This window comes from Bradyrhizobium sp. AUGA SZCCT0160 (assembly GCF_018130105.1).
Taxonomy (GTDB): Bacteria; Pseudomonadota; Alphaproteobacteria; order Rhizobiales; family Xanthobacteraceae; genus Bradyrhizobium.
Window position 1 is genome coordinate 13,785 of record NZ_JAFCMD010000019.1, and the last position, 13,183, is coordinate 26,967.

A 13,183-nucleotide genomic window follows, 5' to 3' on the forward strand; every position below is an offset into this window, starting at 1 on the left:
CCCTGTGCTCTCTTGCGGCCTCTTCGAGATAGGCCCGCCTCTCGGCTTTTCCGCTGCCCGGCCGACGTGCGATGATGGCCGGCCTCATCGGGAGAACGCACCTTGGCCGCCACTGAGATCGATGCCATCCGCGCGTTGCTGGGCTCGAAGCCGCGGCCGGTCGGCTGGTCGGAACGGCGCCAGCGGCTCGACGAAGTCGGATCGACCTGGCCGATCGCTTCCGATGTGAAATGTGACGCCGTCGATTGCGATGGCGTGCCCGGCGAGTGGTCGCTTGTATCAGGCAGCGACCCGTCGCGCGTGCTGCTGTATTTTCACGGCGGCGGTTATTGCTCCGGTTCGATACTGAGCCATCGCCGGATGGTGACGGAAGCGGGCCGCGCCGCACAAGCGCGCACGCTCGCGATCGATTATCGGCGCGCGCCCGAGCACCCCTACCCAACTGCCCATGAGGACGCGCTGACGGCGTGGCGCTTCCTGCGCAAGCAAGGCATACCGGCGGCAAGCATCGCCGTCGGCGGCGACAGTGCCGGCGGCAATCTCGCGCTCGGATTGATCAGCCGGTTGCGCGCGGCCGGCGAGGACCTACCGGCCTGCGCCTGGCTGGTCTCGCCCTGGACCGACCTGACAATGTCGGGCACCACGCTCGACACCAAGGATGCCATCGACCCGCTGATCCACCGGACTTATCTCGCCGAACTTGCGGACGCCTATGCGCCGTCGCCGCTCGATCGCCGAGATCCGCTGATCTCGCCGTTATTTGCGGATCTTGCGGGCTTTCCACCGCTCCTGATTCAGGTCGGCTCGGCGGAAACACTGCTGGCGGACGCCACACGGCTGGCCGCCGCCGCCGGATCTAATGACGTCGAGGTGAGCCTCGAAATCTGGCCGCACATGATCCATGCATGGCCGGTCTGGAATGCGAGATTGGACGACGGACGCCGCGCATTGGCGAAGGCAGGGCAATTTATCCGCGCGCATCTGCAAGGGCCGCCGTAGAGCGTGTGAGGCCGTCCGAGACCATCTTGCGGCGCAAAACCCCGGAAATATTGAAGTTTTACCCGGAATCCCGCCTCGATTCGGTTAATCCCGGGTTTCGGGGCCGCCAAGCCTGTGGTAAGCGAGGGTATTGAAATTACGTCCGGATTTGGAATCTCATGATCGAGCCCGCCCCCGGGAATACCAGTGCGCTTGCGCGTATCGGCGGTCAGCCAATTGCGATCGGCGCCGTTGCCCTCGTCATCGTCGTACTGGGAATAGGCTCGATTACGCTGTGGCGGGCCTATACCGGCACCGCGCCCGAAACCGACCGCGTTGTTGCGGTCAGGCAATTGCAGGCGCGTACCGCGCAGGCGTCCGAACAGCTGGTCGAGAAAACCAAGGGCCTCGAAGCCACCCAGCAGGAATCGATCGACCAGCTCCAGGTGGTGCAGGATCAATTGCTGACGGTGCGCCGTCTGCTCGCCGCGCAGCAGGCCGATACCAGAAAGCTTTCCGAACAGGTCGGCACCCTGACGGAATCGATCGACGGCTTGCGGCAATCGTTCGCAAGCGCGCAGGCGGCCGAACCGGCCGCCCCGCCCTCTACCCGCAAACGGTCGGTCAGGAAATCCAGCGCGGCAAAGCCGCGCGCGAGCAAGAGCGCCCTCAAGCGCGGCAGGTCGAACGGCTGACGCCCGTTCCGGACGCGGTCCGGGACCGCCCCTCAAAGCGAGAGCAACGGACCGAGCGCTTCCGCGATGTGCCCCGCACGATCAGCGCCCTTTGGCCTAGCTAATCGTGCCGCATTCAGCGCAGGTTCGCCGTGCCCGGCTGCAGACCCCGGCGGCAATTCTCCACCACATGCCACCAAAAACCCGCTTTCCTGCCAATTTTGTGTTCCGAGTGTGAACTGCTTCACATATGGCCGTGGGAATCTCCTGCATGCTGCAGTTCACCGGATGGCGTGAGCCGATTTCAATATCCGGGGCTGGCAAGGTCGTTGACGGTATACTGCGTCGACGGCCTTGTTTTTTTGCCCGCGTTCATCCCTCGCCCCGGCGCTTCCGAAATTCACGATCAAATTGAACCTCGCAGGCAGGTGATTTGCCTTTGGCCGGCATTGTTTGCTGAATGCATTTCCCTTGAGCCCGTGCGGTCCTGATGCATGAGGATCGCGCTCTACCCGTTTGTTTTTGATGCGTTTTCGGCGCAGGTAAATCTACGCAATCTGCGTAAACTTGATCGCTATGCGGAGGGATCCCCTTGCCCATAGTTCCACGCTGAAGGCAGGCGCCGCGTTTTACGGCCCGCCGGTCGATCCGCCGAACCCGCTGTGGCCGAAGAGCCCGACGCAGCTCGCGCCCGAGATGAAGGCGCCGGTGCTGGGCCTCTATGGTGAAGCCGATAACGGCATTCCCGTCGCCACCGTGGAAGCCCTGAAGGCCGCCCTGGCGGCGAACAAGAAGACCGCCGAGTTCAAGATTTATCCGGGCGCCCCGCATGGGTTCGCATGGGTTCCACGCCGACTACCGTGCCAGCTATCGCAAGGATGCGGCCGACGACGCGTGGGCGCAGCGGTAGAAAACGCGTCAAAACTCTAAGAATACCTGCGGGCAAACCACAGACGTGAAAAACGGCGCGCAGCAAATGGCTGCGCGCTGTTTCGAGAGACGGCCTATCCGGCGCGATCGCTGTTGCGATGCGGCCTGGATACCGTCTGCTCGATTTCCCAGAGCATCCAGACGACGGCCGCTCCCAGACTGACAACGACACCCAGGAGCACCAACGTCAAAGCCGGGACTGTGAGCATGTTCAGCATCCCCGATGCGATGCAAGCGGCGTACCAGCAAACCAAGCAAACCAAACGCGGCCTCGGTGATTAAACACCGGGGCCGCCGAAATCATCCCGATAACCCGCCAGGCCGGGATTAGTTGCAACCTGAACCGGCGCAATCGCGCGGCTTGTGTTCGCACTGCTGCGCGACCGGGCAACGTGCGACCGCTGTCGCTAGCAGCCGCGGCAGATGCTCTTCACCTTGCGGTCGATGGTCCTGTTTTCCTGTTGGATGGCGGCATCAACATCGGCATGCGGTTGCGCCGTCGACCCTGTGCCCGCAGCGCCGGTCGTGACCCCGGCCCCGGTGTTCGCGGCCCGGCCCGACGATTGGGCGGTGCCGGCGCTGTTGGTGCCGGGCGCAGCGGGAAGCCTGGCCGCGTTGCCTGTGCCGCTCGGATCGTTGCCCGAATTGTTCAGACCGGCCGCGTTTGCCGGGCCGGGTGGCACGCCATGGATGGAAGTCGGGCCGGCGCCCGCCGATCCCGCATTGGACGTGCCCACCGCGCTGCTGCTTCCTGTTGTCGAGCCGCTTGCGGCGCCGCCGGCACTTGTGCCGCCAGCACTTCCGCTGCCGCCGCCTGCGCTTTGCGCGAACGAAATGCCAGGCACGGTCAGGATGGCGAGCGCGATCATTGCTGCAAATGCGGTTGGTTTGGTCATCGAGAACTCCTTTCCTGGTTCAACGACGGCGAAACCGGCTTGTTCCGGCCGGAACGATTTCGGGCGCGGACCATTATGCAATCATATCCGCCACGTTGCCGGAGCCGAGGCCGCTTGCGTAAACTGATTGCCTTCGACGACGACACGTTCGACAAGCTGAAACAGCTTGGACGCGACCGGATGGCGACGATTCAAGAACTGGCCGATGAAGCCTTTGCTGACGTTTTGAAGAAGCACGGCATCCCGATAGATCTCAAGGACGCCCTTCGCAAGAGCGCAAGACTTTCCGGCGCCAAAACAGAAAAAGTTGCACAACCGAAGAAGTCAAAAGCCCGGAAGGCAACATCATGACGACCGATCCCGATCCGTTCGAGCAGGGCCAGCGCGCGGCACGCGAGAATATCCCGGCTGAAGCCAATCCCTATCAGGACGGCAGCGAGCAGCATGCGCTCTGGGCCGCCGGGCACGAGCAAATTGCCGGCGCGGCCGAGGCCAGCGAGTCCGAAGATACCTGACGCGGTGTTCAGCCGATCTTCTTCAGACCGTTTTTGAACCGTGGTCCGTTGATGGCGTAGGACTTCGCCGCTCGTCCCATCGCCGTCGCCTGTTCGGGCGAAAGCGTGCGGATCACGCGCGCCGGCGCGCCGATGATCAGCGAGAGCTCGGGAAATTCCTTGCCCTCGGTGATAACGGATCCCGCGCCGACGACACTGCCGCGGCCGATCTTCGCGCCGTTCATCACGATCGAGCCCATCCCGACCAGCGCGCCATCCTCGAGCGTGCAGCCGTGCAGGATGACGTTGTGGCCGACGGTGCAGTTTTTCCCGATGCTCAGCGGAAAGCCGGGATCGGTGTGGCAGGTCGAATTGTCCTGCACGTTGGAGCCTTCGCCGATCTCGATCCACTCATTGTCGCCGCGGAGCACCGCGCCGAACCACACGCTGGCCCCATTCTTCAGACGCACCTTGCCGATGACGGTGGCGGTATCCGCGATGAAATAGTTTCCGTCCGCGGGAAGATCGGGCCCCTGCCCGTCGAGTTCGTAGATCGCCATGATGATCAGGTCTCCGTTTGTGGAGACCTTGGCACAGCCGCCAGCGCATGATCAAGCAAAGGGCGGATACGCCTCAGGCGAACAGGCTCCAGGCGAACAGACTTTATGCGAACAGGCTTTAAGCGAACAGGCCTGCGGCCCGCAGCGTCATCAGGAAGAACGTGCCGGACATCAGGCTCCAGAAGCCCGCGAGCACGGTCGCCATCATCACGAATTCGAAGCGGCGGCGCTCGATCCTGGCACCGCGCAGCGTATTGCGCATGATGATGAAGGGGGCGGCAAAAACCAGGAACGGAACCGCCGCAAACGTTTTCGGCGCAACGCCATTCCCGAGCAGCCCGAAACCGGCGGGCCGCGCCGCCATGGCCTGGTAGCCGCTGGTCAACGCGCCGGCGAGCGCAAAACCGATGCAAAGGGAAAACAGGGAATTCAACGCATCGGGCGACATCGAACACATCCGCTACAGAACAAACCGCGCCCTGCTTTCGCAAAATCGGGGACCCGCCGCCACAGCATCCTTAAGGAAGGGTTAACAGCTGAAGGCCACAATCCCGTTCGCGCATGGCTCGCGCTTGCCCGATGCCGGTGAAATCATACGGAAATCCCGCCGCCCGTGGCATATTCGCCGGGTGATTCGGCCTCAGCCTCGAACTCGACCGATATTTCTTTCATGACATTGCTTTCGACGGCCCAACACATCGCCCGCGACACGCGAAAAAACCCGCGCTCGCACATGGTCCTGATCGTGGTGGCAGCGACCATCGCCGCAGGCGCAATCGGGCTCGTGGCCTATCTGTTATGGCCGACCTGGGGCAATGGCGTAGCCAACGCGCCGTCGCGGTTACCGGTCAGCGTGGGCGGCACCCTCTTCAACGTGCCGACGTCGGCGATCCGCAGGAAAATCCAGCGCCATTCCGGTCCACAGGAACGCGTCGATCTCAACTTCACATTCCCTTCACTCGAAGCGCCCGAGTTGCCCCGGCACGTCAGCGCCGATACGGTCGAAGAAAAGGTGCAGCCGATCGACCGGATCTTCCTGTCGATCTCGGCGCACCACGACACGCTGGCGCCCGACGTCCGGGTCCGCACCATCTATCCACGCTATCTGGAGCCACCCGCAACGCCGATCGACGACGGACTGGCGATGCGCGCGTTTCGCGACGGCTCGCCCTATGCCAACGAAGATCTGTTCACCGCGAGCGCGCCCGTCCTCAACGCGCGCTGCACGCGCGACGGGGTGACGCCCGGAATGTGCCTGAGCGAGCGCCGGGTCGACGGCGCCGACCTGACATTCAGATTTCCGCGGAGCTGGCTATCGCAATGGCGCGACGTCGCCAATGCGATGAACCGTTTGACAGCGCAATTGCACGGGCTGCAAAAATAGCGGCGCCTTGTCTTGACGCGTTTTCTTTGCGCGAACCGGTACCCACTTCGCTCGAAACGCTATGGCCGCGCTTCGCCTCAACCCTGGTCGACCAGGTCTTCCTCGAGGATCGCCATCTGGAACTGGAAGGAACGGTCGTCGTCTTCGTCGTCGACGAACAGGACGCCGATGAACTCCTCACCGATATAGACCTCGGCGGAATCATCCTTTTTCGGGCGCGGCACCACGCGAATTTTCTGGTTGCCGAATACGCGCTTGAGATAGGCGTCGAGCTTCCTGACTTCCTGAACGTCCACGGCGGTCTCCAATCGGATATATGCGGTTTCCGGGGAGTTTTAGGCCGAGACGGCGCGAACCGCCAGCCGTATCTTCACGAGATCGACAGGTCAGAAAGTCCTTGAAAATTAGATCCCGATGGCGTTGAGCATCTGGTCCATGGTGCGCGATGGCTCGGCGCAGCCGGCTTCGCCAACGATCTTGGCCGGAACACCCGCCACGGTGACATTATGCGGCACCGGTTTGACCACCACCGAGCCTGCAGCGATGCGCGCGCAGTGACCGATCTCGATATTGCCGAGAATTTTCGCGCCGGCCCCGATCAGCACGCCGTGGCGAATCTTGGGATGGCGATCCTCGTTCTCCTTGCCGGTGCCGCCGAGCGTAACACCGTGCAGGATCGAAACGTCGTCCTCGATGACGGCCGTCTCACCGCAGACGAAACCGGTCGCATGATCGAGAAAGATTCCGCGGCCGATGGTCGCCGCCGGGTTGATGTCAGTCTGGAACACCGCGGACGCCCGGCTCTGCAGGTAGTAGGCGAAGTCCTTGCGCCCTCGCTTGTACAACCAGTGCGCCAGCCGATGAGTCTGCAGGGCGTGGAAGCCCTTGAAGTAAAGCAAGGGATCGATGAAGCGCGACGTCGCAGGATCGCGGTCATAGACCGCGACCAGATCGGCGCGGAACGCATTGCCGAAATCGGGTTCGTCGCGCAGCGCCTCGTCATAGGTCTGGCGGATCAGATCGCCCGACAGCGCCGAATGATCGAGCCGCTCGGCCAGGCGGTGGATGACCGCATCTTCCAGTCGCTCGTGATGCAGCACGGTCGAGTAGATGAAGGACGCCAGTTCCGGCTCGCGGCGAACGATGTCTTCCGCCTCGTTCCGCACGCGATCCCAGATCGGATCGAGCGCGGCCAGCTTCGAACCCTGCGGACTGACCTGATGCACTGCCATGGGATTATCTCGGCTTGTTCTCGGGGCTTGTTTCGCCCGGCGTTATAGCATGGCGGACGGATGGCTGTCCCGGGGCAGGCGGCGGCAGAGTAAATCCCCGCCGAACGCCCCAGGAACGGTTAGGGCCAGTTCAAGGTGGTTGGCGATTTCAAGAAATCAAGCCGGGCAAGCTCCGACTATTGGTGAATTTCGGCCCCCCGGCCATTCCGGGCAAGCTGGCCGAAACTGGGGGGAAACCACATCAACACGCAGATTTTGCGCGCGCGGACGGCCGACTCGCGGCTGGCCTGGATCGCCGCCATCGCCATCCCCCTGATGTTGCTCGCCCCTGCCCTGTGGAACGGCTACCCGCTGCTCCAATGGGATACCGGCGGCTATCTGGCACGCTGGTATGAAGGCTACCTCGTGCCAAGCCGCTCCACGGTGTTCGGCCTCTATCTGCATTTCGGCGAAGACTCCGCGTTCTGGATCAATCTCGGAATCCAGGCGCTGGCAACGTTGTGGATCCTGCAGCTGACGCTGCGCGCATTCGAAATCGCCCAACCCTTGCGGCTGCTCGCAATGGGCCTGGTGCTGGCCCTGGCCACCGCACTGCCGTGGCTCGCGAGCACGCTTCTGACCGACCTCTACGCCGGCCTGTCGGTGCTGTCGCTCTTCATTCTGGTCGTGCTGGGCGAGCGGACTTCGACAATCGAAAAATGTTCGCTGTTCGCGCTGACGGCGTTCGCCGCGGCCTCGCACAGCGCCACGCTGGCAGTGCTGCTCGGGCTGTGTTGTGTGGGGTGGATCGTGCGTCCGTTTTCGCGCCGACGGATAACGGTTTCCGGTCTGCTGCAGGGCAGCCTCACCCTCGTCGCCGGCGCGGCGATGCTACTGGCGGCGAATTTCGCACTGTCAGGGAAAGTGGCGTGGACGCCCGGCGGCTATGGCGTCGCCTTCGGACGCATGCTGCAGGACGGCATCGTCGCGCGTTACCTGAAGGAGCATTGTCCGCAGCAGCAGTTGAAGCTCTGTCCCTATCGCGACCAGTTGCCTGCAACGGCCGATCAGTTTCTGTGGGGCAGCAGCATGTTCAATACGCTTGGTCGCTTCAAGGGCCTGGGCGACGAGATGGGCTTCATCGTGCTGCGTTCGCTGGTCGAATATCCGGCACGGCAGATCGAGGCGGCGATCACAGGAACCGCGCGGCAACTGGTCCATGTCGCGACCGGCGAAGGCACCAATGAATGGATCGGCCACACCTACGGGATCATCGAGCGTTATATCCCGACGCAGGTCAAGGCGATGCGCGCCGCGAACCAGCAGCGCTGGCGGCTCGACTTTGCCGCCATCAACCGTCTCCACGTTCCGGTGGCGCTCGTCTCGATGCTGCTGGCCGTAATCGTGTTCGGTCGCGGCCTGTGGCGGCGTCCGTTCGATGATCTCACGCTTCTCGCAGGAACCGTTACATTCGCCGTGCTCGGCAACGCGTTTATCTGCGCCGTGATATCAGGCCCGCATGACCGCTATGGCGCGCGCATGGCGTGGGTCGCGACCTTCGTGGTGCTGATCGCGGCGGCGCGGCAATTCTTCGGCGAGGACCCACGCGAAGGCTCAGCTTCGCCGTGACAGGAAATCGATGACGCCGGCCTTGTAGACCTTGTCGCCGACCGCGCGCATGTGATCGCGGTTCGGAATATCCAGCACCTCGGCGTCCGGAATGATCTCGCCCAGCGCCTGCGCCGAGCCTGCGATTTCGTCTGACGTGCCGACCGCGATCAGCACGGGCACATGGATAGCGGCGGCTTCATCCCGTGTCATCAGGCGCCGCGAGCCGCGCAGGCAGGCCGCCAGCGCGCGGCGGTCGGAACGGGTCTGGTCGGCAAAAGCGCGAAACGTCCGCCCAACCGGATCGGTCACGTCGTCCAGCGACGGCGCCTCGAGTGCCAGGGCTACGTTTTCGCCGGGGCCACCGCCCGTGATCATCCCGATCCCGATGCCGCCCAGGATGGCCGAGCGCAGCCGCTGCGGCTGGCCCAGCGCCATCACCGCCGTCATCCGCGATCCCAGCGAATAGCCCATCACGTCGGCCCGCTCGATTTCCAAATGATCCAGCAGCGCGATGACGTCGCCGGCCATGATCGCGATCTCATACTGCGCGGCGTCGTACAGCTTGCCGGAATCGCCATGCCCGCGGTTGTCGAGCGCGATCACGCGGCGCCCGGCTTTCTTCAGGTCGGACACCCAGGTCGGATAGACCCAGTTCACGTTCTTGCTCGAGGCAAAGCCGTGTACGAGAACGATCGGATCGCCCTCGCCTTCGTCGAGATAGGCAATTTCGATATCGCCGTTGTGAAAACTCGGCATCGCTCGTTCCATTTTTTGGGGAGTTCAAAATGCGCGATCGGAAAACGATCGCAACTCTAGCCGCAGGTTGCGGCACCCGCCAGAGCCGGGCCGGGAAGCAACGCCGCGGCCGCCGCCTGCTCACGCTGCCGCCTCGCCTTCTTGCGGCGCAGATACGCCATGGTGGCGCGCTCGGTGATCGCCTTGATCGACGACAAGAAGCCGAACAGCGCCAGCAGTGCACTGAATACCCACAGCGACAGATTGAATGCGCCGGCCGCCAGCAGCAGGGCGCCGCGGCCGAACAGTTTCAGGATCGCCCGGGTCTGGCCACCCTTGGATTCCGCGAGCCGTGCGGCGCGCGCGATATCCTTCGGGCCCTCGGCGATGCGCAGCGTGTCGAGCGCACCGCGCGTACCGGCCTTTTGCCCGATGCGGCCGACGTCCTTGGCCAGCCGAACCAGCGCACCGGCCTTCTCGGCGCGGAACGCCGCCTTGATCGCGCTGACGGTCGCGCCGGGCCGCAGCACCGAGCCGGAGGCGACCGCCTTCTGCAGCATCGGCCCATCGACGACCTCGCGCGCCGAGCGGCCGGCCCATAGCGTCAGCCCCTTGCCCAGACGCCCGACCTTGCGGGCATCCTTGACCATGGTCAGTCCGGCACGCACCGGTAGCGCGCCACCGACCGACACATAGGTCGCCGCCGTCACCGCCAGGCCTACCGTCGCAAGCCCAAGTATCAGATGATCGGTATCCTCGCCCATCGCCAGATGCTTGCCTTCGCGCACCACGTCGCGGATATCGCCGAACACAAAGAGATCGCCGGCCACCGTGCCCGACAGGCTCGCGACATCCTCGGCGTTGCCGGTGACGAGACCGATCGCGAAACGTTTAGCAAAATGCGAGGTTGAGTTCGCGTCCGTGACGGCTTCGTTCACGCGCTGCGACAGCGCTTCGCCGATGACAATGTTCTTGTCGCGCGCAAGTTCGGCAAAGCTGCCGGCAAGATCGGCATCGCCTGCCGCCAGCGCAGCCTCGATATTTTCTGCAACAAGCGCCGGGTTGTTCCGCAGGGCAGAATTGATCCTCAGATCGGCCAATTCGGACGGTTCGTCCTGCGCCGCCAGGATCGCAAAAGCGTCGCGCGCGTGTGGCCATAGCGCCGCACCCACGGCGATAGTTGCCGCCATGCCCGCCACCGCCAAACTGAGCCCTGCCCGCTTCATCCTGCAAAACCTGGGTTTTCGCTGCCCTCAACATAATGTGCCGCATTTGCGACACAACGTCCCCGACGAAAGAAGGGCTTCTCTGGGACGACAAGATTGTGTCGAATTTGCATGAGCAAATGTGCGGCGGCGACCTTCAAGAATCTGGGCTCTAGGAATCAACGGAACCCGTCAGTATGGTGCGCGGCATTTCGGACCGGGCGCCGTGTTGGTTGCGTCCGCCCGTCATTGCTATCCAAGGTGAAACAAGATGTCCGATCATGTCGTCCCGCACTTTCACAACGACGCCGGCGTCTCGGTAATCGAGATCGGCTCGCAGGAATTCATGTGCGTGGGCGCCAATCCGCCGTTCGACCATCCGCATGTCTTCCTGGATCTCGGCAACGACAACGAGATCATCTGCCCGTATTGCTCGACGCTCTACCGGTTAGCCGCCGATCTCAAGGCCGGCGAAGCGCGCCCCCCGGAATGCGTGCTGAAAGATAAAGTCGCCTGACAGGTCCGCCGTGGCGGTTACGCGCACCATCGTTGTCGCTGGTGCCGGGATCGGAGGACTGACCGCGGCGCTGGCGCTCGCAAAGCAAGGCTTTCGCATCGTCGTTCTGGAAAAGGCCGAGCGGCTGGAGGAAGCCGGCGCCGGCCTGCAGCTTTCGCCCAACGCCAGCCGCATCCTGGTCGAACTCGGTCTGCAGCCGCGGCTCGCGCCGCGCGCCGTGACGCCCGAATCCATCAACATCATGAGTGCCCGGGAGGGCGGCGAGATCGCCCGCCTGCCGCTCGGTGAGGCCGCGAATTTTCGCGCCGGCGCACCCTATTGGGTGGTGCATCGCGCCGATCTGCAGGCGGCGTTGCAGGCCCAGATCGATCACAGTCCCGACATCGAATTGCGGCTTGGCTGCCAGTTTGAGGACGTCGCCGCGCACGCCAAGGGACTGACGGTCGTGGGGCGCCGCGGCAACGCGCGGCAACAGGAACTGGCGGTGGCGCTGATCGGCGCCGACGGCATCTGGTCAGCGGTCCGGCATCATTTATTCCCGGAGGTCCAGCCGCAATTCTCCGGTCTGATCGCCTGGCGCGGCACGCTCGATGCGACGGCGCTGCCGCGCGAATATACTTCGCCCCGGGTGCAGCTCTGGATGGGACCAAGAGCGCATCTCGTCGCCTATCCGATCTCGGGCGGGCGGCGCATCAACGTTGTCGCGATCGTGCCGGGAACGTGGAACAGGCCGGGCTGGAGCGCACCGGGCGAGGCTAACGAAATCAAGGCGGCGTTCTCGCAACAATGGCCGGCGACCGCGCGAATGCTGATCGGCGCCGTTGATGAATGGCGGCGATGGGCGCTGTTCACGGTACCCGATATTCGCGAATGGAGCGACGGCGCGATCGCGCTGCTCGGCGATGCCGCGCACGCCATGCTGCCGTTCGCCGCGCAAGGTGCGGGAATGGCGATCGAGGACGCCGCGGTACTGGCGAAAGCCTTGAGCGAATGCGCCGGCGACAATACCGCCGGCATCCCGGCGGCCTTCAAGCGCTACGGACGGCTGCGCCGCGCCCGCGTGTTAAGGGTTCAGCGCGCCGCAAGGCGGTCGGGACAAATCTATCATCTGACCGGACCGTTGGCGCTCGCGCGCGATCTCGCCATCAAGTCGCTCGGTCCAAGGCGAATGCTGGCGCGGCAGGACTGGATTTACGACTGGCGGGCGTGAACATCCGACGCGAGCGCATGGCGCGGGAGGACTTCCGCAGGACGCGTTATCGCGACGATGGACGGGATCCCCTGACGCCTGCAGGTGGCGCAGGCGGCGTCGCCGCCGCGCTCGCGGCAGGTTTGGATTCCGGCGGCGCCTCCTGGCATTTGTTGCGCCGCCACGCCTCCTCGGCGAATTTCGATTGTCCCTGGGTCGCAATGAGTTCGTTGCGATAGGCAAGCTCCGACACCACCGAGCCGCCGACGCCGGTTTCAGCCTTCGCCATCAGGCTCTGCAGTTCCGCCTTGCGCCCGGCAATCCGGACGCGTTCCGTCTCGAGATGCTTGCATTCGTAGAGATCGTATTTGGCGGGATCGGCGAAAGCCGTCGACATGTTGTCGCCCACGCTGGCACAGCCGGAGAGCCCTGCCCCTGCCGCGAGCAGCGCCAACACGCCTGCGGCACGCGGAATTCGCCGGCGATGGGACGTGGATTCGGACATCGGACCTTCATAAGCCAACAACGTTGAGATTGCCTAAAGCAGGACCAGATGTCCGCATTGAGGCTTTGCGTCCGGCCCCGCGTTCCCTTAAACGAAAGGCGCGGTTTCCGGGGGCGGATTATCCCATTTCCACTTCGCCGGCAAACGCGCTAAGTACCTGATCTTCTGACTAAAGCGGGCGTGGCGAAATGGTAGACGCAAGGGACTTAAGTCTTTGAGTGCCCTTAGGGAAACCTAAGGAGTAGAACTGCTCAAATTCGGGGAAACCTTTTAACTGGCAACCCCGAGCCAAGC

Annotated in this window: 16 protein-coding genes and 1 pseudogene; 9 read left to right on the plus strand and 8 right to left on the minus strand. The window is 63.7% G+C overall.

Translation table 11 applies throughout. The features are described from left to right. Positions 1 to 102 precede the first annotated feature (102 nt). The 3 genes and pseudogenes from JQ558_RS26340 to JQ558_RS26350 all read left to right on the plus strand — a co-directional run. On the plus strand, positions 103 to 999 hold the full coding sequence (locus tag JQ558_RS26340; RefSeq protein WP_212295609.1) for an alpha/beta hydrolase: 897 nt from the start codon (positions 103 to 105) through the stop codon (positions 997 to 999). 158 nt (positions 1,000 to 1,157) lie between these two features. Next, positions 1,158 to 1,673, plus strand: a complete 516-nt coding sequence (locus JQ558_RS26345) for a hypothetical protein (protein WP_212274407.1) — start codon at positions 1,158 to 1,160, stop codon at positions 1,671 to 1,673. Between the two features lie 573 nt (positions 1,674 to 2,246). Further along, positions 2,247 to 2,562: pseudogene (locus JQ558_RS26350) on the plus strand (dienelactone hydrolase family protein); the annotation flags it as partial. Between the two features lie 427 nt (positions 2,563 to 2,989). Here the strand turns inward: JQ558_RS26350 and JQ558_RS26355 are convergent. Further along, the gene (locus JQ558_RS26355) at positions 2,990 to 3,478 is read right to left on the minus strand and encodes a hypothetical protein (protein WP_212295610.1); all 489 of its coding nucleotides are present in this window, start codon (positions 3,476 to 3,478) and stop codon (positions 2,990 to 2,992) included. 114 nt (positions 3,479 to 3,592) lie between these two features. On the opposite strand from JQ558_RS26355, the gene JQ558_RS26360 reads away from it, so the two are divergent. Together JQ558_RS26360 and JQ558_RS26365 are read left to right on the plus strand one after the other, a co-directional pair. Beyond that, positions 3,593 to 3,829 (plus strand): hypothetical protein, encoded by a 237-nt coding sequence (locus JQ558_RS26360; RefSeq protein WP_212204833.1) that lies wholly within the window; start codon positions 3,593 to 3,595, stop codon positions 3,827 to 3,829. Then, on the plus strand, positions 3,826 to 3,993 hold the full coding sequence (locus JQ558_RS26365; protein WP_212204831.1) for a hypothetical protein: 168 nt from the start codon (positions 3,826 to 3,828) through the stop codon (positions 3,991 to 3,993). Before JQ558_RS26360 ends, JQ558_RS26365 begins: the two co-directional genes overlap by 4 nt. Before the next feature lie 8 nt (positions 3,994 to 4,001). On the opposite strand, the gene JQ558_RS26370 is transcribed toward JQ558_RS26365, so the two are convergent. Together JQ558_RS26370 and JQ558_RS26375 are read right to left on the minus strand one after the other, a co-directional pair. Next, positions 4,002 to 4,532 carry a gamma carbonic anhydrase family protein gene (locus JQ558_RS26370; protein WP_212295611.1) on the minus strand — a complete coding sequence of 177 codons (531 nt, stop codon included), beginning with the start codon at positions 4,530 to 4,532 and terminating at the stop codon, positions 4,002 to 4,004. A gap of 118 nt (positions 4,533 to 4,650) precedes the next feature. Continuing rightward, entirely contained in the window at positions 4,651 to 4,980 is a 330-nt protein-coding gene (locus JQ558_RS26375; RefSeq protein ID WP_211996228.1) for a DUF6949 family protein, read from the minus strand. 222 nt (positions 4,981 to 5,202) lie between these two features. On the opposite strand from JQ558_RS26375, the gene JQ558_RS26380 reads away from it, so the two are divergent. Beyond that, entirely contained in the window at positions 5,203 to 5,916 is a 714-nt protein-coding gene (locus JQ558_RS26380; RefSeq protein WP_212204826.1) for a hypothetical protein, read from the plus strand. A gap of 77 nt (positions 5,917 to 5,993) precedes the next feature. Here the strand turns inward: JQ558_RS26380 and JQ558_RS26385 are convergent, their stop codons facing one another. Continuing rightward, entirely contained in the window at positions 5,994 to 6,212 is a 219-nt protein-coding gene (locus tag JQ558_RS26385) for a DUF3126 family protein (RefSeq protein WP_192734033.1), read from the minus strand. A gap of 108 nt (positions 6,213 to 6,320) precedes the next feature. After that, positions 6,321 to 7,148, minus strand: coding sequence for a serine O-acetyltransferase (cysE, locus tag JQ558_RS26390; RefSeq protein WP_212036171.1), 828 nt, complete (start codon positions 7,146 to 7,148; stop codon positions 6,321 to 6,323). A 255-nt stretch (positions 7,149 to 7,403) separates the two neighbouring features. On the opposite strand from cysE, the gene JQ558_RS26395 reads away from it, so the two are divergent. After that, positions 7,404 to 8,756 (plus strand): hypothetical protein, encoded by a 1,353-nt coding sequence (locus JQ558_RS26395; protein ID WP_249142642.1) that lies wholly within the window; start codon positions 7,404 to 7,406, stop codon positions 8,754 to 8,756. On the opposite strand, the gene JQ558_RS26400 is transcribed toward JQ558_RS26395, so the two are convergent. Together JQ558_RS26400 and JQ558_RS26405 are read right to left on the minus strand one after the other, a co-directional pair. After that, positions 8,742 to 9,494: an alpha/beta fold hydrolase gene (locus JQ558_RS26400; RefSeq protein ID WP_212204824.1), complete on the minus strand. Its 753-nt coding sequence runs from the start codon at positions 9,492 to 9,494 to the stop codon at positions 8,742 to 8,744. The genes JQ558_RS26395 and JQ558_RS26400 overlap by 15 nt on opposite strands. A gap of 56 nt (positions 9,495 to 9,550) precedes the next feature. Beyond that, positions 9,551 to 10,699 (minus strand): hypothetical protein, encoded by a 1,149-nt coding sequence (locus tag JQ558_RS26405; RefSeq protein WP_212295612.1) that lies wholly within the window; start codon positions 10,697 to 10,699, stop codon positions 9,551 to 9,553. A gap of 250 nt (positions 10,700 to 10,949) precedes the next feature. Between JQ558_RS26405 and JQ558_RS26410 the strand changes: the two genes are divergently transcribed. After that, on the plus strand, positions 10,950 to 11,195 hold the full coding sequence (locus JQ558_RS26410) for a zinc-finger domain-containing protein (protein WP_212295613.1): 246 nt from the start codon (positions 10,950 to 10,952) through the stop codon (positions 11,193 to 11,195). A 10-nt stretch (positions 11,196 to 11,205) separates the two neighbouring features. After that, entirely contained in the window at positions 11,206 to 12,405 is a 1,200-nt protein-coding gene (locus JQ558_RS26415; RefSeq protein ID WP_212295614.1) for an FAD-dependent monooxygenase, read from the plus strand. Positions 12,406 to 12,451: 46 nt separating this feature from the next. On the opposite strand, the gene JQ558_RS26420 is transcribed toward JQ558_RS26415, so the two are convergent. Beyond that, positions 12,452 to 12,889, minus strand: coding sequence for a twin-arginine translocation pathway signal (locus JQ558_RS26420; protein ID WP_212295615.1), 438 nt, complete (start codon positions 12,887 to 12,889; stop codon positions 12,452 to 12,454). Between the last annotated feature and the right edge of the window lie 294 nt (positions 12,890 to 13,183).

Excerpts from the sequence above, each read along its gene's own strand:
- JQ558_RS26400 (WP_212204824.1), bottom strand. The coding sequence starts at position 9,494 with ATGCCGAGTTTTCACAACGGCGATATCGAAATTGCCTATCTCGACGAA.
- JQ558_RS26370 (WP_212295611.1), bottom strand. The coding sequence starts at position 4,532 with ATGGCGATCTACGAACTCGACGGGCAGGGGCCCGATCTTCCCGCGGAC.
- JQ558_RS26365 (WP_212204831.1), top strand. The coding sequence starts at position 3,826 with ATGACGACCGATCCCGATCCGTTCGAGCAGGGCCAGCGCGCGGCACGC.
- JQ558_RS26420 (WP_212295615.1), bottom strand. The coding sequence starts at position 12,889 with ATGTCCGAATCCACGTCCCATCGCCGGCGAATTCCGCGTGCCGCAGGC.
- JQ558_RS26355 (WP_212295610.1), bottom strand. The coding sequence starts at position 3,478 with ATGACCAAACCAACCGCATTTGCAGCAATGATCGCGCTCGCCATCCTG.
- JQ558_RS26375 (WP_211996228.1), bottom strand. The coding sequence starts at position 4,980 with ATGTCGCCCGATGCGTTGAATTCCCTGTTTTCCCTTTGCATCGGTTTT.
- cysE (WP_212036171.1), bottom strand. The coding sequence starts at position 7,148 with ATGGCAGTGCATCAGGTCAGTCCGCAGGGTTCGAAGCTGGCCGCGCTC.
- JQ558_RS26345 (WP_212274407.1), top strand. The coding sequence starts at position 1,158 with ATGATCGAGCCCGCCCCCGGGAATACCAGTGCGCTTGCGCGTATCGGC.
- JQ558_RS26405 (WP_212295612.1), bottom strand. The coding sequence starts at position 10,699 with ATGAAGCGGGCAGGGCTCAGTTTGGCGGTGGCGGGCATGGCGGCAACT.
- JQ558_RS26410 (WP_212295613.1), top strand. The coding sequence starts at position 10,950 with ATGTCCGATCATGTCGTCCCGCACTTTCACAACGACGCCGGCGTCTCG.
- JQ558_RS26380 (WP_212204826.1), top strand. The coding sequence starts at position 5,203 with ATGACATTGCTTTCGACGGCCCAACACATCGCCCGCGACACGCGAAAA.